The 18,630-nt window shown below is 61.0% G+C and carries 15 protein-coding genes; 7 read left to right on the forward strand and 8 right to left on the reverse strand.

Going from position 1 to position 18,630, the window contains the following annotated elements; translation table 11 throughout:
* A partial coding sequence (locus tag IBX51_RS11075) for a TonB-dependent receptor (RefSeq protein WP_291831296.1) occupies positions 1 to 1,845 on the reverse strand: 1,845 nt, incomplete at its 3' end.
* Between the two features lie 253 nt (positions 1,846 to 2,098).
* Between IBX51_RS11075 and gdhA the strand changes: the two genes are divergently transcribed.
* From gdhA to IBX51_RS11095, 4 genes are all read left to right on the forward strand, one after another.
* On the forward strand, positions 2,099 to 3,448 hold the full coding sequence (gene gdhA, locus IBX51_RS11080) for an NADP-specific glutamate dehydrogenase (protein WP_291831298.1): 1,350 nt from the start codon (positions 2,099 to 2,101) through the stop codon (positions 3,446 to 3,448).
* A 7-nt stretch (positions 3,449 to 3,455) separates the two neighbouring features.
* Positions 3,456 to 6,026 (forward strand): PEP/pyruvate-binding domain-containing protein, encoded by a 2,571-nt coding sequence (locus IBX51_RS11085; RefSeq protein ID WP_291831299.1) that lies wholly within the window; start codon positions 3,456 to 3,458, stop codon positions 6,024 to 6,026.
* Positions 6,027 to 6,090: 64 nt separating this feature from the next.
* On the forward strand, positions 6,091 to 7,365 hold the full coding sequence (locus IBX51_RS11090; RefSeq protein ID WP_291831301.1) for an ATP-binding protein: 1,275 nt from the start codon (positions 6,091 to 6,093) through the stop codon (positions 7,363 to 7,365).
* Complete coding sequence (locus IBX51_RS11095; protein WP_291831302.1) at positions 7,362 to 7,895, forward strand: response regulator; 534 nt, start codon at positions 7,362 to 7,364, stop codon at positions 7,893 to 7,895. The genes IBX51_RS11090 and IBX51_RS11095 overlap by 4 nt, the downstream gene beginning before the upstream one ends.
* Positions 7,896 to 8,113: 218 nt before the next feature.
* On the opposite strand, the gene IBX51_RS11100 is transcribed toward IBX51_RS11095, so the two are convergent.
* The 7 genes from IBX51_RS11100 to IBX51_RS11130 form a co-directional block, all read right to left on the reverse strand.
* A complete protein-coding gene (locus tag IBX51_RS11100) occupies positions 8,114 to 8,773 on the reverse strand; it encodes an energy-coupling factor ABC transporter permease (protein WP_291831303.1) in 660 nt (219 codons plus the stop codon).
* Positions 8,774 to 8,859: 86 nt separating this feature from the next.
* Positions 8,860 to 10,581: a SulP family inorganic anion transporter gene (locus tag IBX51_RS11105; RefSeq protein ID WP_291831304.1), complete on the reverse strand. Its 1,722-nt coding sequence runs from the start codon at positions 10,579 to 10,581 to the stop codon at positions 8,860 to 8,862.
* Between the two features lie 7 nt (positions 10,582 to 10,588).
* Positions 10,589 to 11,455: an MBL fold metallo-hydrolase gene (locus IBX51_RS11110; RefSeq protein ID WP_291831305.1), complete on the reverse strand. Its 867-nt coding sequence runs from the start codon at positions 11,453 to 11,455 to the stop codon at positions 10,589 to 10,591.
* Between the two features lie 217 nt (positions 11,456 to 11,672).
* The gene (locus tag IBX51_RS11115) at positions 11,673 to 12,293 is read right to left on the reverse strand and encodes a tetratricopeptide repeat protein (RefSeq protein WP_291831306.1); all 621 of its coding nucleotides are present in this window, start codon (positions 12,291 to 12,293) and stop codon (positions 11,673 to 11,675) included.
* Positions 12,293 to 13,072 (reverse strand): SDR family oxidoreductase, encoded by a 780-nt coding sequence (locus IBX51_RS11120; protein ID WP_291831307.1) that lies wholly within the window; start codon positions 13,070 to 13,072, stop codon positions 12,293 to 12,295. Before IBX51_RS11120 ends, IBX51_RS11115 begins: the two co-directional genes overlap by 1 nt.
* Positions 13,059 to 15,251 carry an AMP-binding protein gene (locus IBX51_RS11125; protein WP_291831308.1) on the reverse strand — a complete coding sequence of 731 codons (2,193 nt, stop codon included), beginning with the start codon at positions 15,249 to 15,251 and terminating at the stop codon, positions 13,059 to 13,061. The genes IBX51_RS11120 and IBX51_RS11125 overlap by 14 nt, the downstream gene beginning before the upstream one ends.
* On the reverse strand, positions 15,235 to 15,945 hold the full coding sequence (locus IBX51_RS11130; protein WP_291831309.1) for a thermostable hemolysin: 711 nt from the start codon (positions 15,943 to 15,945) through the stop codon (positions 15,235 to 15,237). The genes IBX51_RS11125 and IBX51_RS11130 overlap by 17 nt, the downstream gene beginning before the upstream one ends.
* A gap of 162 nt (positions 15,946 to 16,107) precedes the next feature.
* Here IBX51_RS11130 and IBX51_RS11135 point away from each other — a divergent pair, with 162 nt between their 5' ends.
* The 3 genes from IBX51_RS11135 to IBX51_RS11145 all read left to right on the forward strand — a co-directional run.
* Positions 16,108 to 16,794 (forward strand): response regulator transcription factor, encoded by a 687-nt coding sequence (locus IBX51_RS11135; protein WP_291831310.1) that lies wholly within the window; start codon positions 16,108 to 16,110, stop codon positions 16,792 to 16,794.
* The gene (locus IBX51_RS11140; RefSeq protein ID WP_291831311.1) at positions 16,785 to 18,206 is read left to right on the forward strand and encodes an ATP-binding protein; all 1,422 of its coding nucleotides are present in this window, start codon (positions 16,785 to 16,787) and stop codon (positions 18,204 to 18,206) included. The genes IBX51_RS11135 and IBX51_RS11140 overlap by 10 nt, the downstream gene beginning before the upstream one ends.
* Positions 18,207 to 18,295: 89 nt before the next feature.
* Positions 18,296 to 18,630: glycosyltransferase family 2 protein (locus IBX51_RS11145; protein WP_291831312.1), on the forward strand; the 335-nt coding region annotated here is incomplete at its 3' end.

Genomic DNA, 18,630 nt, shown 5'->3' on the forward strand with positions numbered 1-18,630 from the left:
CGGCGAGGTACTCGGGTCCAGGCCCGACTCCAGATCGATCCGGTCCTGCCGACGAGCCAGCTGCCACTCGGCTTGCAGGGTATGGCCCTGCTGATGCCAGCCCAGGGTCTGGATAAACTGGATCGGCGGAATACGCGGCAAAGCGCTGCCGGTATCCCGGTTTTCGCCCCGCACTGACGCCAGGTTGCTGTTGGTGCTCCAGCTCCCGTTGCTCCAGCCCAGAGCGGCCTCAACGCCCAACAGGCGGGCATCGATGTTGGCGTAGCGGGTGTCGGTCACTTCCGCCGGCATGCCGTTCACCATCCCGGTCCGCCTGGTATCGAACCGATAGACGTAATCATCGACCTGATCAATCCACAGAGTCGGGCGCCAGTGCCAGTGGCCGGCACGGCCAGACAGACTGACTTCCAGCTTGTGGTGCTTCTCGGTGTCCAGGTCCGGGTTGCCGATCCACGACCCCCTCATGGTTTTCTGGGCCACATAGCGCTCATTCACGCTCGGTGAGCGAACACTGTGACTCGCGGTCACCTCCAGTACCCGAGCCGGAGAAAAGCGCCACTCGCCGGTTACAAAACCGCTCAGGTTATCGTCGTTGGCGCGGGTATCGGCAGTGCCATACTCACTGGCATACAACCCGGCCGGTGACAACACCATGCCCCCGGGCATAGGCGTGAAGCTTTGATTGGCGCGGGTCGCGTCCATTTCCACCCGGTCGTAGCGGAGCCCGGCGCCAAGGCGGGTGTTGACCCGGATCTGGTGGAACGCCTCGACAAAAATACCCACCCGGTCCCGCTCGACCCCCGGCCACATCAGTGAGCCTACGTTGGTCAGGTTCATGCCATTAAGCATCGTGGCGTCCCACTCATTGCTCTCCACATCCACACCCACTGCGATGTCTTTGGTGTAGTTGATGGTCTGGTCGAGCGTCAGGCGGGCACCCTGAGTGCGGGTTTCTGAGTTGGTCTGCATGGGCATTGGCGATTCACGCAGGCTGAAGTTATCCATGACATGGTCAACGTCCGCCTGCCAGGCCATCAGGTTCCAGGCACCCTGTGCCACTGGAGCACCCACTTCCAGGCGGTACATGTCGGTATCGGTTTTCGGGGCATCCATGCCCCGGCCCGGGAATTTCACGTCCCGCTCTTCCTGCCGGCTGACCAGGCCTTTGATAAAAAAGCCGTTGGCGGCCGTCCAGGCCGCATCCACCCGGGCTTCGGCATTTTCATAGGCGCTGCGCACCTCGTTGCCATCGCCATCCTCATAATCGTCCGCTTCGTCATAGCCTGCGGCCATGCGGAGAAAGCTTTCTTTACTGCCAACGGCGACACTGCCATTGATCAGCCGGGCGTCGGCATTATCGGAGCCGCCCAGAGTCAGGTGACCGGTGCTCCGGTTATCGTCGGCAAAGGCCGGTGCTGCCGTGGTCGCCACGATCTGGCCGCCAGCAATCGGCCCCCAGCGCAGGGTTCGATTACCAGTGCGCAGCTCCAACACCGGCGCCAGCGAGGTACTCAAGCGACTGGTGGGCGGGTCCATACGGCTGGGGCAGGCACCTTCCACGCGCATGCCGTCCAACAAAACATCCACCCGCTCTTCATTCTGGCCACGGATGACCGGGTCCAGCCCGCGCCCGCCCATGCGCGACACCGACACCGAGGCACTGTCAGCCAACCGCTCCACCGGTTCAGACTGAACGGCCGCCGCCGATAGCCGCGCGGCTTCGGCCGACTGGCCCTCCGTCACACGAATAAGCACAGCCTCTTGTGCTTGAGCGTGGGCAATGGATGTCATGGCGCAACCAGCCAATACCAGGCTGATACCGCGCACCAGAGGTGCTTTTTTCATGCGGGAGGGTCCTTGTGAGGTTCGGGTTAGCCAGATAAATCAACAATAGCGAGGATTGTATGACGCGCTTTTAATGTTGGCCTGAGACACAATGCCGCACCCCATCCGAGGTATTCCTCAAGGGACATATCGAACCTATTACAAGCGTCTTACTTGCCAAATGGCGCTCGGTTGTGGTGCAATCACTGCCCTTTTTTTGGGCAACCGCATATTTATGCGGCATTCAATACGCGTATTCCGAGGGCTGACCACCATGACCGTAAAACTCGACGAAAAGCTGGAACCGATCTACCAGGACGTTCTGCACCGCAATCCGGGCGAGAGCGAGTTCCACCAGGCTGTTCACGAAGTTCTCGAAACTCTTGGCCCCGTTCTGGTGAAATACCCGGAATTCGCTGACAAGAAAATCATTCAGCGCATCTGTGAGCCTGAGCGCCAGATCATTTTCCGGGTGCCCTGGCAGGACGACAGTGGCGAAATCCAGATCAACCGCGCCTTCCGGGTGGAGTTCAACAGCGCACTGGGTCCCTATAAAGGCGGCCTGCGTTTCCACCCGTCGGTTTACCTGGGCATTATCAAGTTCCTGGGCTTCGAGCAGATTTTCAAGAATGCCCTGACCGGCCTGCCCATCGGCGGCGGTAAAGGCGGTAGCGACTTCGACCCGAAGGGCAAGTCTGACGACGAGATCATGCGTTTCTGCCAGAGCATGATGACCGAACTGTATCGCCACCTGGGCGAGTACACCGACGTGCCGGCCGGTGACATTGGCGTCGGCGGCCGTGAAATCGGCTACATGTTCGGCCAGTACAAGCGCATCACCAACCGTTACGAGTCCGGCGTGTTCACCGGCAAGGGCCTCGACTGGGGCGGCAGCCGCGCCCGTACCGAAGCCACCGGCTACGGCACCGTGTTCTTCACTCAGGAAATGCTGAAAGCTCGGGGCGACTCTCTGGAAGGCAAAACCGTGGTGGTTTCCGGCTCCGGCAACGTCGCCATCTACGCCATCGACAAAGCCCACGAACTGGGCGCCAAGGTGATCGCCTGTTCAGATTCCCAGGGCATGGTCGTGCACGAGGCGGGCATTGACCTGCAGACGCTCAAGCGCATCAAGGAAGTGGAGCGACGCCGCATCAGTGCCTACACTGAGTACCATAAAGACGCCAAGTACGTGGAAGACGGCAACATCTGGAGCGTGCCGTGCGACATCGCACTGCCCTGCGCTACCCAGAACGAGCTGAACGGCAAAGACGCCAAGATTCTGGTTGAAAACGGCTGTATCGCGGTCGCCGAAGGCGCCAACATGCCGACCACACCCGAGGGCATCATCGTGTTCCAGGATGCCAAAATTGCCTATGGCCCGGGCAAGGCGGCCAACGCCGGCGGCGTTGCCACCTCGGCCCTGGAGATGCAACAGAACGCCCGCCGTGACTCCTGGACCTTCGATCACACCCAGCGACGCCTTGAGGAAATCATGATCGATATCCACAAGAACTGTTACGAAACCGCCGCCGAGTTCGGCTCCGAAGGCAACTACGTAGTGGGCGCCAACATCACTGGCTTCCTGCGGGTGGCCCGTGCCATGAACGCCATGGGCGTTATCTGATCCGGCCATGACCATCGAGGAACCTGTCCAGTCTGCCGACCGGGTATCCACCGGGCTGAGCGGACTGGACGAGGTTCTGGATGGCCTTCGAATCGGCGACAATGTGGTCTGGCGGGTTTCTGACCTGGCCGACTATCGCCGATTCGTCCTTCCTTTTGTTGATGCGGCCTCTGACGCTGGCCGTCAGATCATTTATCTCCGTTTTGGCCAACACCCTCCGATCATTCAGCAGCACCCAGCGGTTCGAACCATCGAAATAGACGCCCTTGGCGGTTTCGAGAGTTTCACCAGCCGTGTCTGGCATTTGATTGAGCAACACGGTCGCGGTGCCTTTTACGTGTGCGACAGCCTGAGCGAATTGCTCAACGCCTGGGCCACCGACGCCATGGTCGGCAATTTTTTCCGGGTGGTGTGCCCGTTTCTGTTTGAACTGGACACCGTCGCCTGGTTTGCCCTGCATCCGGAGCGCCATTCGCGGATCACCCTGGACCGTATCCGCCAGACCACCCAGGTGATGATCGATGCTCAGCGCCATGGCGATCAGGTGCAGATTCAGCCAATCAAGGCCTGGCGCCGGCAGTCACCGACCATGTTCCTGCCTCACCGGGAGCAGGACGGGCAGTTTCAGCCGATCACCGACAGCAGCGACGCCACCCGCCTGCAGGCCAGCCTGGAGCTGGAGAATCCACCCCGCCAGCCCCTGCTGGACTACTGGGACCGGTTGTTCCAGGACGCCAGTCGGGCGCTGTCGGAACAGGATGACAACTGCATCAAAAATCTGCAGGAGCAGGTACTTCAGGTATTGATCAGCCGGGACCCCCAGATGCTGGAGTTGGCACGCCGTTACCTGTCACTGGAGGATTTGCTGAGCATTCGCAGCCGACTGGTGGGCAGCGGTTACATTGGCGGTAAAGCCACCGGCATGCTGATCGCCCGCAACATTTTGCTGAAAGAAACCCCAGAACGGTGGCAACAGCTATTGGAACCTCACGATTCCAGTTATCTGGGCACCGATGCCTACTATGCCTTTTTGGTTCATAACGGGCTCTGGCCTGCCATCATGCGACAACGCTCCGAATCTGGTTATCTGGCTGAAGCCCCTGCACTGAGGGATGGCATATTGGCCGGCGGCTTCCCGGATGAGATCCGTACCGAGCTGGAACGGCTGCTGGATCATTATGGTCAGTACCCCATTCTGGTGCGCTCGTCGAGCTTACAGGAAGACGGCTTCGGTAATGCCTTTGCGGGCAAGTATGAAAGTGTTTTTCTGGTGAACCAAGGCTCCCCGGAGCAGCGGCTTTGCGCCCTGGAAAACGCCGTTCGCCGGGTCTATGCCTCGTCGATGAGCGAAGACGCTCTGTTTTACCGAAAGCAACGCGGGCTGGACCAGCGGGAAGAGCCCATGGCACTGCTGATCCAGCGGGTCAACGGCCGCTTTCACGGCCGTTATTATCTGCCCGATGCCGCCGGCGTTGGGGTGTCCCGCAACACCTTTGCCTGGGACAGCAATATGGCACCGGAAGCGGGCATGGTGCGCTTGGTGATGGGGCTCGGCACCCGCGCCGTGGACCGGATTGAGGGTGATCACGCCTGCGTGATGGCACTGGATCATCCGATGCGGCAACCGTTCCGCAATCAGGACGAAAACTATCGTTTCTCCCAACACCTGGTCGACCTGCTGGATCTTCAGGACGGCATCCTCGACACCCGCCCCCTGAGCCAGCTGCTGGAAACCACCAAAGATCTGCCGATGGCGCGCCTGGCGGAAGTCGATCGCGCCGCCAGCACCCGGGCCGAGCAGATTGGCCTGCAGGGTCCGGTCTGGCGGCTGACCTTTCGGCCACTGGTGCAGCATAGCCCGTTCATCAAGCGACTGTCGCAGCTGCTGAAAACCCTCGAGGCTGGTTACCGGCATCCGGTGGATGTGGAGTTCACCCTGCACCTGAATGACCGGGGCGAGCCGTCCTTCAACCTGGTGCAGTGCCGGCCGCTGGCTACCATTGGCGAAACCGGGCCGGTGGCGATTCCCGACCCACTGCCGGAGAGCCGTCTGCTGTTCCGCACCCGGGGCCACTTTATGGGCGGCAACATCAACCTTGCCATCGAGCGGATCATTCGGGTGGATGCCTCGGTCTACGCCGGCCTCAGCACCAGCGAACGCTACGACGTTGCCCGACGGATCGGTGACGAGGTACGCTCAAGCGACGAACCCACGCTGCTGATCGGGCCGGGCCGCTGGGGCACCAGCAGCCCCGATCTGGGTGTGCCGGTGCGGTTTTCCGACATTGCCGGGGTCGCGGCCCTGGTGGAAGTATCGGAAAAGGCCGGTGAGATGGTTCCGGATCTGTCCTACGGCTCCCACTTCTTCCAGGATCTGGTGGAAACCGGTACCGCCTACGCCGCCCTGTTTCCAGAGAACGACCACTGCGACTATTTTCCGAACCGCCTGCCAGGTGAATCTGACCGCGCAGAGATTCCCGCGCATCCCGCGGTCCGGGTTCACCATTTGAAGCAACGACTCCTGCAACTGACCGGCGATGTGGTGCGTCAGCAACTGGTGTGTTACTTCACCGATTGATCTCCGGCAGTTACGCGCAGGTTTGTAGCACCAGATCACCGGCCATACTGCTAGAATGCCGGCTATGGAATGGCTCACACACTCTCAGACCGGTTTTCGCCAGGCAGCCCGCTACTTGCTGGGCATGCGGCTGGCCATCGTCACCACCCAACTGATCGCCGTCGCCGTCGCTGAAACCGCCGTCACTCTGGTGCATCGGGCCGAGGCGCTGATTCTGTGCCTGCTGTACGCCGTGCTGTCGGCCCTGGGCTGGCTCTGGTTCAGCCGCAAGCCACCGCAAACCTCACTACCGGTCAGCCTGTCGCTGGCGGCGGATCTGTCGTTGATCGGCCTGTGGTTATTTTTTACCGGCGGTTACACCAACCCGCTGGTCTCTTTACTGCTGTTGCCGATCGCGGTAGCCATCATTCTGGTGCCGAGCCGACAAAGCATCGCCCTGACCCTGGCCGGCATCGCGGCCTACACCATGCTGGTGCTCTGGCACAGGCCGGTGATGCACGATCACCACAACGCCGACCTGGCGCAACTGCATCTGGTTGGCATGTGGGTCACCTTTGCCCTGACCGCCGCCATCCTGCTGCTGGTGGTCGGCACCCTGGCGCGCCGGCTCCGTCTGCAGCAAAGCCAGCTGTCCGAGTTCCGGGAGAACCGGCTGCGGGATGAGCAGATCATTGCTCTGGGCTTGTCGGCCGCGGCGGTCGCCCACCGCCTGGGCACCCCGCTCAATACCCTGACCCTGCTGCTGGACGAGATCCGCGCCCGCCACGGCACCAACACCCGTCAGGCGCTGGACGACGACCTGACCCTGATGGGCCAGCAGCTGAATCTGTGCAGCCAGCATCTGCAGCAGCTGACCAAAGCCGCCGTCGAAGCCCGCACCGCCGCACTTGAAGAACTGCCCGTGCAGGACTGGCTGGCGCGCCTGCGGGAATCCGCCACCTTGCTGTGGCCGTCCGGGCCAATTCAGTGGTCAACCAGCCATCCGGAAGTGACCATTGCGGTCGATGCCACCCTCGACCAGGCGGTACTGAACCTGCTGGCCAACGCCCTGACCGCCAGCCCGGGCTGGGTCGCCGTTAGCAGCCGGCTGAACCAGTCCGGCCGGGTCGACATCGTGATCGAGGATCACGGCGACGGGCTGGAACTGGCACTGCAGGGCGCCCCCGGTGAGGAGATTGTAGACTCCCGTAACGGCCTGGGGGTTGGCCTGTTCCTGTCCAATGCCACCATTCAGCGCCTGGGGGGCAACCTCAAGGCCAGCACCAGCGACACCGGCACCACCATGGTGATTGAGCTGCCGGTTATCCAGAACCATCGCCCAAAGGGCTCGTCGGCATGACCGCACAGGAACACTGGCTACTGATTGATGATGATCAGGCTTTTCTGCAGGTGCTGGTGCGATCACTCGCGCGCCAGGGCATTAACGCAGTCAGTGCCCATGACCACGCCAGTGCCCTTGAGACCCTCAACCAGCATGACTTTGACCGGTGCATCCTCGATCTCAACCTGGCCGGTGAAAGCGGCCTGCAACTGCTGCCGGAGCTGCTGGCCCGCCAACCGGAGCTCGATGTACTGGTGCTGACCGGATACGGCAGCATTGCCACGGTGGTCGAAGCGATGCGCCGGGGTGCCGTGAACTACCTGTGCAAGCCGGTGACCGTCCATCAACTGGTCAACGGTTTCGAGCCGCTGGACACCCCACCCGCGCTGAGGCCAGAGCCGCCGTCGGTCGAGGAAATGGAGTGGGAACACATTCAGCGGGTGCTCAACGAACACGGCGGCAATATCTCTGCCACCGCCCGTGCCCTGAACATGCACCGGCGCACGCTGCAGCGTAAACTGCACAAACATTCGCGCTGGCGCGAGTAGGAACTTACGCCCAACCATTGCCTGCAGCATTCCTGCCCGCCGTCAAAAACAGCTATCTGGAAATTCCGCTAGGGCAATGTTTACTGAAAGAGGCCATCCATCAGATGAACCGTTGCTGGCCGAAGGCGTGGAAACCAGCGCCCACGCTACTGCACTGCACTGACAAGTACGGGCTGCAATCTAATCCAGGGTTACGGCGTTGCCCGGCTAAGGCCCGCCTATCGGTAGCGCCGCTGGTCGAGGGTGCTGAGCCGGTCCGGGTGGAACACCATCAGGCCGGTGACAAAGGCACCGTTGACGAAGCCTTCCGGGATCATGAACAGCGGCAGGTAACTCAGGTAGTCGTGGACCAGCTCGTCCATGCTGTAGATGCCATTAGTCCACAGCAGCAGACACATCACCAGGCCGGCCGCCGCGACCGCAAGGCCAGCACCGAAAAAACCGCAAAAAAAGATGTAGGCGAAGAAGCTCCGAAAGTCGCGCTTGCGCTCCCACAGCATGATGGCGTGCGTGACCAGGGCCGGCACCATGACCGTGATCAGGCCATTGGCGGCAAACATGATGAGCGGCTCCCGGCCAGTGATCACGGTAATGACCAGCGCCAGCAGGCCACTGAGCACCGCCAGCGCCCAGCCCAGCATCAACGTGATCACGGTGATGCCAAAGATATGGATAGCAAGCCCCGGGGAAATGCCCGCCCGGAGCTGCCAGGCAAAGCCGAGCACGACCGCGGCTCCGAACACCGAATGCTGCAGCGACTGATCCTTGCGGAAGGCGCGCCAGTCCACAGAGCGCACCGCCGCCAGCAAGACCAACGCGAAGACCATGGCGGTTAACAGCCATTGGCCGGTCGAGAGCAGGTTTTCGGTCATTCCCATCAGAGTCACCGGTTGACGATTGCGCAGCCTAATGCGTAGTTTTTACACATACTCGTGTTCCGGTTAAAGGGATCACATTACCCGGATCACTCCGGCAAGGTTTTTCCGATCAACGAGCACCAGGCCTCGAAGGTACTCAGGTACACCTTGCCGCCGAGATGTTGCAGCAAGTCGGTACCTTGCAGCCGATCCATGACCGGACCCTTCACTTCCGACAGATGCAGCCTTACGCCGGCGTCCTGAAGGCGCTCATTGATGGTTTCCAGACTTTCCAGCGCCGAGGCGTCCACCAGGTTGACCGCCGGGCATACCAGCACCAGATCGGTCAGTTCCGGCGCCCGGGTGATCAGATCCATCACTCGCTCTTCCAGAAAGCGGGCATTGGCAAAATACAGGCTCTCATCAACCCGCAGAAACGTGACTTTCGGACACAGCTCAACGTCATGCCGGAGCACGTTGCGGAAATGCTCGGTGCCCGGCACCCGGCCCACCACCGCACTGTGAGGACGGCTGGTGCGATACAGGAACAGACCGATGGACAACAGCACGCCGGCGATAATGCCCGCTTCGACACTGTGAATCAGAGTCAACACGATGGTCGCCAACATGGCGCCAAAATCGGTGCGGGAATAGCGGAAGGTCCGGCCCAGGGCCGGGAAATCAATCAAAGTCGCAACCGCCACGATGATGGTGGCGGCCAGCGTCGCCTGAGGCAGCCAGGCAATGGCCGGGGTCAGGAACAGAGTCGCCAGGGCAATTCCCACCGCCGTGTAGGCCCCGGCCGCCGGGGTTTCGGCACCGGCATCAAAGTTCACCACCGAGCGGGAAAAGCCGCCCGTGACCGGCATGCCACCAGAGAAACCGGAGCTCAGGTTGGCGGTACCCAGACCAATCAACTCCTGATCCGGATCAATACGCTGACGCCGTTTGGCCGCCAGAGTTTGCCCAACCGAGACCGATTCCACAAAACCGACCACGCTGATCAACAACGCACTGACCGCCAGTTGCGACCACAGGCCGGGGTCCAGACTGGGCATGGTAAAGACAGGCAAGCCTGACGGCACCGCGCCCACCAGGCGCACACCCTGCTCATCCAGTCGCAGCAGCCAGGCCACCAGGGTAGTCACCAGCACCGCCAGGATGGGCGCGGTTTTGGTGACAATATCGGCACTGCGCGGCGCCAGCCCCAGACGCGTCAGCAGGGGTTTGAGAAAACGCCGGGCCCACAGCAGGAACACCAGCGCGCCCATCCCCACGAACAGGGTCGGCACATTGGTGTCGGGCAAGGACGTGAGCAACGATGCGCCGATATCCAGCAGGTTGTGACCGGACGACTGAACGCCGAACAGGTGCTTGAGCTGGCTGGCCGCAATAACAATCCCCGAAGCGGTGATAAAGCCTGAAATCACCGGATGGCTGAGAAAATTGGCCATGAAACCGAGTTTCAGCACGCCCATGACGGTCAGCATCAGGCCCGACATCACCGCGATCAGAATGGCGCCGGCAATGTATTCGGCGGAGCCCACCTCAGCCAGCGGAGCCAGCGCCGCCGCCGTCATCAGAGAGACCACCGCAACCGGGCCCACAGACAGCGTGCGGCTGGTGCCAAACACGGCATAGACCACCAGTGGCAGGATACTGGCGTAGAGCCCCACCTGTGCCGGCAGGCCCGCCAGCAGGGCATAGGCCAGCGATTGCGGGATCAGCATCACGGTAACAATGACCGCGGCAATCAGATCACTGGTGACCTGACCGCGATGGTATTGAGGCGCCCACTGCAGAATAGGCAGATAACGTTTCAGATTCATGGAATGATCAGAACCGGTTAAGCGGAACTTTCAGGTAAACCTGTCCGTTATCTTCTGCCGGCGGCATGTGGCCGGCACGCATATTGACCTGAACCGAGGGCAGAATCAGCCGGGGCATATCCAGGGTGGCATCCCGCTCGCTGCGCATTGTGACAAATTGCTCTTCAGAGATGCCTTCGTGCACATGCACATTGGCCTCGCGCTGCGCTGCCACCGTGGTCATGTGGTGGTAGTCATCCCGGCCCGGTGCCTTGTAGTCATGGCACAGGAAAATGCGGGTATCGGCGGGCAGCGCCAGCACTTTCTGGATTGAACGGTACAGCACCCGAGCATCGCCACCGGGGAAATCGCAGCGGGCGGTGCCGTAATCGGGCATGAACAGGGTGTCGCCGACGAACGCGGCATCGCCGATGAGGTAGGTCAGGCACGCGGGCGTGTGGCCCGGAGTGTGCAACACCCGACCTTCAAGGCTGCCGATGGCAAAGGTATCGCCTTCCGCAAACAGCCGGTCGAATTGACTGCCATCGCGTGCAAACTCGGTGCCGGCGTTGAACGCTTTGCCAAAGATTTCCTGAACATCGACGATTTTCGCGCCGATGCCGGTCTTGCCCCCCAGTTTTTCGTGCAGATAGGGCGCAGCGGACAGGTGGTCTGCGTGCACGTGGGTTTCCAGAATCCACTCAACGGTCAGTTGGTTGTCACGAACGTACTGGATGATGTCGTCTGCCGAACGCACATCGGTGCGGCCGGCAGCGTAATCAAAATCCAGCACCGAATCCAGAATGGCACAGGCCTGGCTGTCTGGATCACGCACCACATAACTGAAGGTGTTGGTGGGTTCATCAAAGAAATGCTGAACGACGGGCTGTATCATGGTTATTCACCTCGGAGAACTACCGACTCTTACGTTTGACATAAGAATATATTAAAAAGCTATATGAGGTGAAATACCGTTTTCTTATATGCGTGATAATCCGGATGCATCGACCAGAAAGCAATCTCGGCCGTTCTGCCTACGTTAGCGAGCCGGTTATCTCAGGGGCCAATGATCGCATCCGTGCAATCCGGCCCTGGAGACATTGCAAGCCCTTTCAGAGCTTGCTCAACCGGACTTTTGCCTCAGCCCGCCGGCCCGCATCAGCGACCTCACGACCCGGCCTGGCCGGCGCCGACAGCACCTTTTCCAGATAGACTCTGGCCCGCTGCGGCTGCCCCTGATCCAACAGGAAATCACCGAAGAAATAGTTAGCATCAATACCCTCCGGGTTGATCGCCAGGGATTTCTGCAGATAGCGCCGGGCCTTATCATCGTCGCCAAACCCCAATGGCCACCCAGGCACCTGATAGTACAGGCTACCCAGCGAGGTGTATGCCGAGCCCTCCAGCGCCTCCGGGTCGATCTCCAGTGCCGCTTCGAGCGACGCCCTGGCCTCTTTGACCAGCCGAAGTGCCCCAAGGCCGCCCTTGGCGCCAGCGTAGGTGCTGAGCACAATACCCCGCCAGATCAAGGGCTCAGCCTTGTCCGGGTAACGCCCGACAAACGCTTCGGCCTCGCTGGCCAGCACCTCGAACGCCTTTTCTTTCTCAGCCTCGGGTAGTTGGTACTGAATTTCCGCCCAGCGTTGCTGGATCTGCGCCAGGTCGGACTGCACATCCTGGGCCCACAGAGGCATGGCCAATATGCCTGCCAACATCAAAACCACCCACTTCATCAGACTGCTCCTGTGTCGAGAAAGCGCCGGATCACCGGCAGTTGCTTCAACATGGCTTTATCCACGATCTTGGGCAGGATGCCGTTGATCACCACAAACAGTTTTTCCGGCCAGCCCAGGAAACGCCGGCGCTGGTCTTTCTCCATGGCCCGGAGAATCTGGGCAGCCACCGTTTCCGGGGCATCCATGGCATTACCCAACGCCCGGTTCAGTTGGTTTACCGGCTCCGGGTTCATGGCCGTGGCGGTGGCTCTTGGCGCCACATACACCACCTGTAACGGGGTATCCGCCAGCTCCCTGCGCAGGGCTTCGGTAAAACCCCGCAAGCCGAATTTGCTCGCGCAGTAGGCGGTGTAGCCAGGAAAGCCAATGCTGCCGAAGGTAGAACCCACAAACACCAGCGCGCCCACACCGGCTTTGCGGAAACGGGGCACAAAATGGCGGGCTACCAGCATGGCGGAACGCAGGTTGACGGTAAGCTGGGCATCCAGATCGCTGACCGCCATGGCATCCAGTGCGGCAAACCGGTTCTGGCCGGCGCAGTGGATCACGCCATCAATGTCCGGGTACGTCTCGGTTAGCTGTTGCAACTGGTGGTCCAGCTCCGGGCTGGCCAGCTCGAGGTGCACCGGTGAGACACCGGGCCGCTTTTCCAGCCGCTCCGGGTGCCGGGTAGCCACAATCACCCGGGCACCGCTGTCCAGCAGGGGGCTGATCAAAGCCTGGCCGATGCCACCGGTGCCACCGAGCAGCAAAAAGGTTCGGTCATGCAGCTTCATGGCGCTGCTCCTTGTTGCTGACCGGCAGCGGAATGCTGTGCAGCATGTCGCCGTATAGGCGATACACCATGCGGGCTGACTCGATGATGGCCTGCTGGTCGTCCGGGTCGGTAATGCTGTCCATCAGGTTGCGGAAAAACTCGAAGTGTTCCTGATCCAGAGCGCCATGGGAATACAGGTAGCTGAAGGCCTGGTTGGGCAGGCCCAGCCGTTTCTGGATAGCTTCGCCCAGCGGCGTGGCCAGCTCGATAGAGGTGCCTTCCAGCACCTGCACCATGCCGAAGAACGCGGCCGGGTTACCCCGCTGAATACGGTCATACAGGTAGGCCACCATCAGCTCGATAGAGGTATCCGCCCGGCCATGACGGATGGCTTCCCTGTCTTCACCACAGGCTGCCAGGTCGTTCAGAATCCACTCGTGGTGGCCGTATTCTTCCTCGATGTATTCCACCAAGGCCTTGCGCACAAATTCCAGCCGCTCCGGCAGCCGCCCGCCGCAGGCCATCATCAGTGGTACCGTGTGCTTCACATGGTGGTAGGCTTGAGTCAGGAACCAGGTGTAGCCCGCAAGGTCAAAGCGACCCTCCTGGATGGCCTGAATCACCGGAGCACCAATAACATGGGCCCGGGCCTGTTCGGTTTCGGATTGCAGTCGATCAAAAAATGCCATGTTGGCGCCTCCTGGCGTCGCGTGATTAGCCGAGGCGCTCTGTGCCTCGGGAAGATTCATAAATAAGGGAAAGGCTTCTGCCATGAGCATGGGCAGGTCAGCCTGGATCTGGAGCCGCACAGGGCGGCCGTTGGCGGTGATATGGCCTTGGGTCTGGGTCAGAGGTTGCTGGCTTACGTACACGGCCTGCAGGCGGGCGTAGTCGGGCAAATCGGCGTTAAGCGCCGTCAGGGCCGCCCGCAGCTTGTCAGGGCCGCGGCCATCCTGGACCACCAGCAAGGCACAGGGCTGCGGCTCGCCATCACCGAACACCACCGCCTGAGTGGCGCCCACGGCCTGTACCAGCTCACTCTCCAGCCATTCCGGGCTGATGTTGCGGCCAAAACTGGTAATGATCAGGTTCTTGGCACGGCCGTTGATCGTCAGCACGCCGTCCGCGCTGATTGCTCCGAGGTCTCCGGTGTCCAGCCAGTCATCCGTTTCTGGCGCATCCCCCAGATAGCCTAGATGGGTATTGCCCCGCACCAGAATCCGGTGATCACCAGTCACCTGCACCTGCACATGCCCCAAGGGCCGGCCAACGGTGCCCTCACGCTCTGCTCCGGGCACATTCAGTGCCACCACCGAGCCGCACTCGGACAAGCCATAACCTTCGTACAGCGGCAGGCCAATCGCCCGTCCACGGGCCAGCAAATCCGGTGAAACCCGGCCACCGCCAACGGCCAGAAAGCGGAACGAATTACTCGCCAGCACCCCCCGCTCCGCAGCGTTGACCAGCGCCATGGCCAGTTCCGGCACCAGAATCACCGAGTGGGGCTGATGCCGGTTCAAACCAGCCACCAGCTGATCCATATCCAGACCACTGCTGCCAGTCATGCCCAGAGTTTGCAGAGGCATAACGGTGACCGTAGCTCCCATCAGCAAAGGCAGGTAAACACCGGCGACATTCTCCAGCAGGGTCGCCAGGGGCAGGATGCACAGGTGTTGCTGCAGCACCACGCCAGCCAGCCGCTGTTGTAATGCACAGGCGGTGGCAGCCATCTGCTGCGCCGACAGGCAAACGCCCCTGGGCGTGCCGGTGCTGCCGGAGGTAAAGGTAATCTTGGCAGTGAGTTCCGGCATCCACGCGGCACCGGCAGAGACCGGTACACGCCGCAGCCAGACACCGTGGCCGATCGCTTCCGCCGGTGTGGCCTCGGTGCTGTCTAACAAGGCATCCAGACCGGCGCGCTGAACCAAGTGCTCGGTCTGGCTTTTGGAGAAGAATACCGGCACCGGTACGCACACCACATTGGCGATCAGACAGGCGAGATCCGCGACCACCCAGCTCGGGGTGTTGTCGCCACAGAGTCCGATGCGTTTAACACCCAGATTCCGCAGCTGTTCTGCCACGGCTCCGGCTGCACGCCACAGATCCTGGTAACTGAGCTCGACATCCGGCCCGCGTAAAGCGATGTGGTCGGGATGTTCCTGCACACGCTGGTACAACAGATCAGGCAAGGCGGCCATAGGCACCTCCCAGATCCAACGGCCGTTTAACCCTGGCGGCGGCAACCGGCTGCACCAGCTTCAGCAAGCCCGCCTCACGCAGCGCCGACATACCATCGGCTACGCGAATGGTCATCACCACCGGATGGTGGTCGTAATAGCGGCCCCAACCGGCACCGCCATCGGGCAGCTTTGCAGGATCGGCATCCGCCAGCACCTGGGTGGCAATGCCCAGCCGATGGAAACTGTTGCGCAACTGATCGGTGCCGGTACACACCACCCAGTCGTACCCGGCGTCGGCCAGCCATACCGAAAGAGACGCAAACAGATAGCGGCTGACACCGGCTTCCACCCCGGCCAGATGGGCAATTTCGGCAATCCGGCTGCGATCGGTGCCGGGCTCTGGCATCAGCGCCTGCACCGGTACCGACAGGTAATCCTCCAAAAACAGTTTGTCAGCGCCGGCATTCCGCACTCCCACCGCCGCCATCAGGCTGCCTTGGGCCGTGGTCAGCGCCAGCAGGGAGGGAATGCGTAGTTTGGGTTCTGCACCATAGGCTTGGCGAAAACGGCGCCGGATGAAGGCCGCAACCGTATCAGCGGTGGCGGTATTCGGAACGATTTCACTGAGCCACCGGCCCGCGCAGCGCAGCAATGGCACAACATCCCGGGCATCCGGCGGACAACAGGCGGAAATGGTCAACGGATCGGTCATCTGGGTACTCCAACAGTCAGGACCAGGCAGGCCCTCTGGTTATGGCTGCCAGATTACGCTGCGAGCCTTAACCTTCCCTTAAGACGCCATCGGAGATTTCTTAAGCCCGGCTTAAGGTTTCTGTGGCAAACTCGTTTTCAGGCATCACAAAGGGGCGAACGAATGCGCATACTGCTGGTAGAAGACGACCATTCCCTGGCCCGCACCATGCTCAGCATGTTGCGGGAAGACCAGAACACGGTGGATTGGCTGGATGACGGCCAACAGGCCCTGAACGCCCTGTTGCAGGAACACTTTGACCTGGCCATTCTCGACCTGACCCTGCCGCGACTGGATGGCCTGGAGATAGTCCGGAACATCCGCCAGCAGGAAAACCAGACTCCGGTCATCATCCTGACGGCCCGGGCAGACTTGAACGAAAAACTACAGGGACTGGACGCCGGCGCCGACGATTACCTGACCAAGCCCTTTGCCATGGCCGAGCTGAAAGCCAGAATTCGCGCAGTGACTCGCCGTGGCTCGGCTGCAGGCACGATCGCCGGGTTAACCGTCGGGCACCTGATCCTTAATCCGGAAAACGGTCACCTCACCATCAACGGCGAGCCCGTTATCCTGCCCCGCAGCGAATTCCAGATTCTGCATTATCTGATGCGCAATCCGGATCACGTTGCCACCCGGCGACGACTGGAAGAACAACTGTACGGCTGGGAACCGGGGGCAGAGAGCAACGCGCTGGAAGTTCACATCCATCACCTGCGCCGCCGGGTTGGTAAAACGGTGATCCGCACCGTACGGGGTGTCGGCTATCTGCTCGACAGCCAGGCCGCGGCGGAGCCCGTATGTCCCTGACCCGCACCCTGACACTGCTGGTAACCTCCACCGTTCTGCTGATTGCCCTGATCGCTGCCGGCTGGAGTTATGTTGAGAGTAACCACGAGCTGGAAGAGCTGTTCGACGCCGAGCTGGCCCAGAGCACCCGCATAGTCCAGGGACTGATCCGGCACCTGAGCGACACCCAATCGCTGGAGCAACTCGCTGATACCCTCTCGGAAACTCTGGCGCTGCCCGCACTCGGCCTGACCGACGAAGAATTGGAGACCGATCAGAATGAGATCCTGCCCGAGGGAGCGGGCCACAAGTACGAGAAGAAGCTCGCGTTTGAAGTCTGGACGCCCGAAGGGATACCTCTGCTGGATACCCTTAACGCCGACGATCGCACCGGGCTGACACCGGGCTTCGCCTGGGCCGAGTCTTCCGGCTACCGGTGGCGCACCTTCACCCTGCAGGACATAACCACCGGGTTCTGGATACGCTCCGCCCAACGGGAAGACATCCGCCAGGAACTGAGCCAGGAGCTGGCGCTGGGCAACGTGCTGCCGCTGTTACTGGCTTTGCCCCTTCTGGTCGTGACCGCGGTGGCCGCGATACAGATCGGCTTCCGGCCCCTGCGCCGGTTGGAAAAACCCGTTCGCAACATGGCTCCGGAGCGGATTCACCCGCTGGACGACCGGCAGGCGCCAAAAGAAGTTGCCGGCCTGGTGCAGGCGGTCAACGGTTTGCTGAGACGTCTGAACCAGGCTCTGGAGCGGGAACGCCGGTTTTCAGCCGACGCAGCTCATGAGCTGCGCACACCGCTGACGGTGCTCAGACTTAATCTGGAAAAGGCCTGTGAGCAAAACCCAGAGCAATTCAGCGAACTGATTGGCGCCGTGGACCGGATGGTGCACCTGGTTGAGCAGATGTTGCTGCTAAGTCAGGTGGACGCCGGCACTGGCTTCAAACCCGAATACCACAACCTGTCAGAGCTGATGGAACAAAGCATTGCGGATATCGCGCCCCTGGCGCTGAAAAAGCACATCGAGCCCGTGCTCGATGATGAAGTGGGGGAGGCTCTGATCAACTGCCACAACGCCTTGATCAATACCCTGATGCGCTCCCTGCTCGCAAATGCCATCCAATACAGCCCGGCTCAGACCACCATCACAATCTGCCTGAAGCCGGCGGGAGAAGGTTATACCATCTCTGTCTGCGATCAGGGGCCGGGCATTCCACCGGAAGAAAGAGAACGAGCCCTGAGCCGGTTTGTCCGACTGGATCAACGCGTGGGTGATGGCGCCGGGCTTGGCCTGGCCATTGCCCGGCGCATTGCCGAACTCCATGGTGGTCACCTTGTTCTCGCTGCCAGAGAGGATGGTGAATCCGGCCTGTGTGTGAGCGTTTGGCTGCCGGCACGACATTCCACTGACCAGGCTCACTCTTAAGGTTTATTTAAGGTTGCAGGCCGATACTTCTTCCCATCTTGGATCACCCGGTTTGGTGATCCATCAGTTTCTCCGGGGAGAACGGCTTTATGGCGCAGCAACGAACTCTGTCACTGGTGATTCCAGCAAGAGACGAGCAGGATAACATCGCCAACCTGTTGACAGAGACATTCACGGTAATGCGGGATTACCCTGGTTTTGAAGTCATCCTTGTAGATGACGGCAGCCAGGACCGGACACTGGCTATTGCCCGGCGTACCGCAGATGGACTGGGCGGGCGACTTGTTACCCTCCGTCATGAACAGAGTATCGGCCAGAGCGGCGCGCTGGCCACAGGTGTCCGTCGGGCATCTGGCCAATTGATTGTAACCATGGATGGCGATGGCCAGAACGATCCTGCCGACATCCCGGCTCTTATGCACAA

The sequence above is a fragment of the Marinobacter sp. genome, assembly GCF_014859525.1.
In the GTDB taxonomy this organism is placed as follows: Bacteria; Pseudomonadota; Gammaproteobacteria; order Pseudomonadales; family Oleiphilaceae; genus Marinobacter.

Bases quoted from the DNA above. Each gene is read 5' to 3' on its own strand.
- gdhA (WP_291831298.1), top strand. From the start codon at position 2,099: ATGACCGTAAAACTCGACGAAAAGCTGGAACCGATCTACCAGGACGTT.
- IBX51_RS11085 (WP_291831299.1), top strand. From the start codon at position 3,456: ATGACCATCGAGGAACCTGTCCAGTCTGCCGACCGGGTATCCACCGGG.
- IBX51_RS11090 (WP_291831301.1), top strand. From the start codon at position 6,091: ATGGAATGGCTCACACACTCTCAGACCGGTTTTCGCCAGGCAGCCCGC.
- IBX51_RS11095 (WP_291831302.1), top strand. From the start codon at position 7,362: ATGACCGCACAGGAACACTGGCTACTGATTGATGATGATCAGGCTTTT.
- IBX51_RS11100 (WP_291831303.1), bottom strand. From the start codon at position 8,773: ATGGGAATGACCGAAAACCTGCTCTCGACCGGCCAATGGCTGTTAACC.
- IBX51_RS11105 (WP_291831304.1), bottom strand. From the start codon at position 10,581: ATGAATCTGAAACGTTATCTGCCTATTCTGCAGTGGGCGCCTCAATAC.
- IBX51_RS11110 (WP_291831305.1), bottom strand. From the start codon at position 11,455: ATGATACAGCCCGTCGTTCAGCATTTCTTTGATGAACCCACCAACACC.
- IBX51_RS11115 (WP_291831306.1), bottom strand. From the start codon at position 12,293: ATGAAGTGGGTGGTTTTGATGTTGGCAGGCATATTGGCCATGCCTCTG.
- IBX51_RS11120 (WP_291831307.1), bottom strand. From the start codon at position 13,072: ATGAAGCTGCATGACCGAACCTTTTTGCTGCTCGGTGGCACCGGTGGC.
- IBX51_RS11125 (WP_291831308.1), bottom strand. From the start codon at position 15,251: ATGGCCGCCTTGCCTGATCTGTTGTACCAGCGTGTGCAGGAACATCCC.
- IBX51_RS11130 (WP_291831309.1), bottom strand. From the start codon at position 15,945: ATGACCGATCCGTTGACCATTTCCGCCTGTTGTCCGCCGGATGCCCGG.
- IBX51_RS11135 (WP_291831310.1), top strand. From the start codon at position 16,108: ATGCGCATACTGCTGGTAGAAGACGACCATTCCCTGGCCCGCACCATG.
- IBX51_RS11140 (WP_291831311.1), top strand. From the start codon at position 16,785: ATGTCCCTGACCCGCACCCTGACACTGCTGGTAACCTCCACCGTTCTG.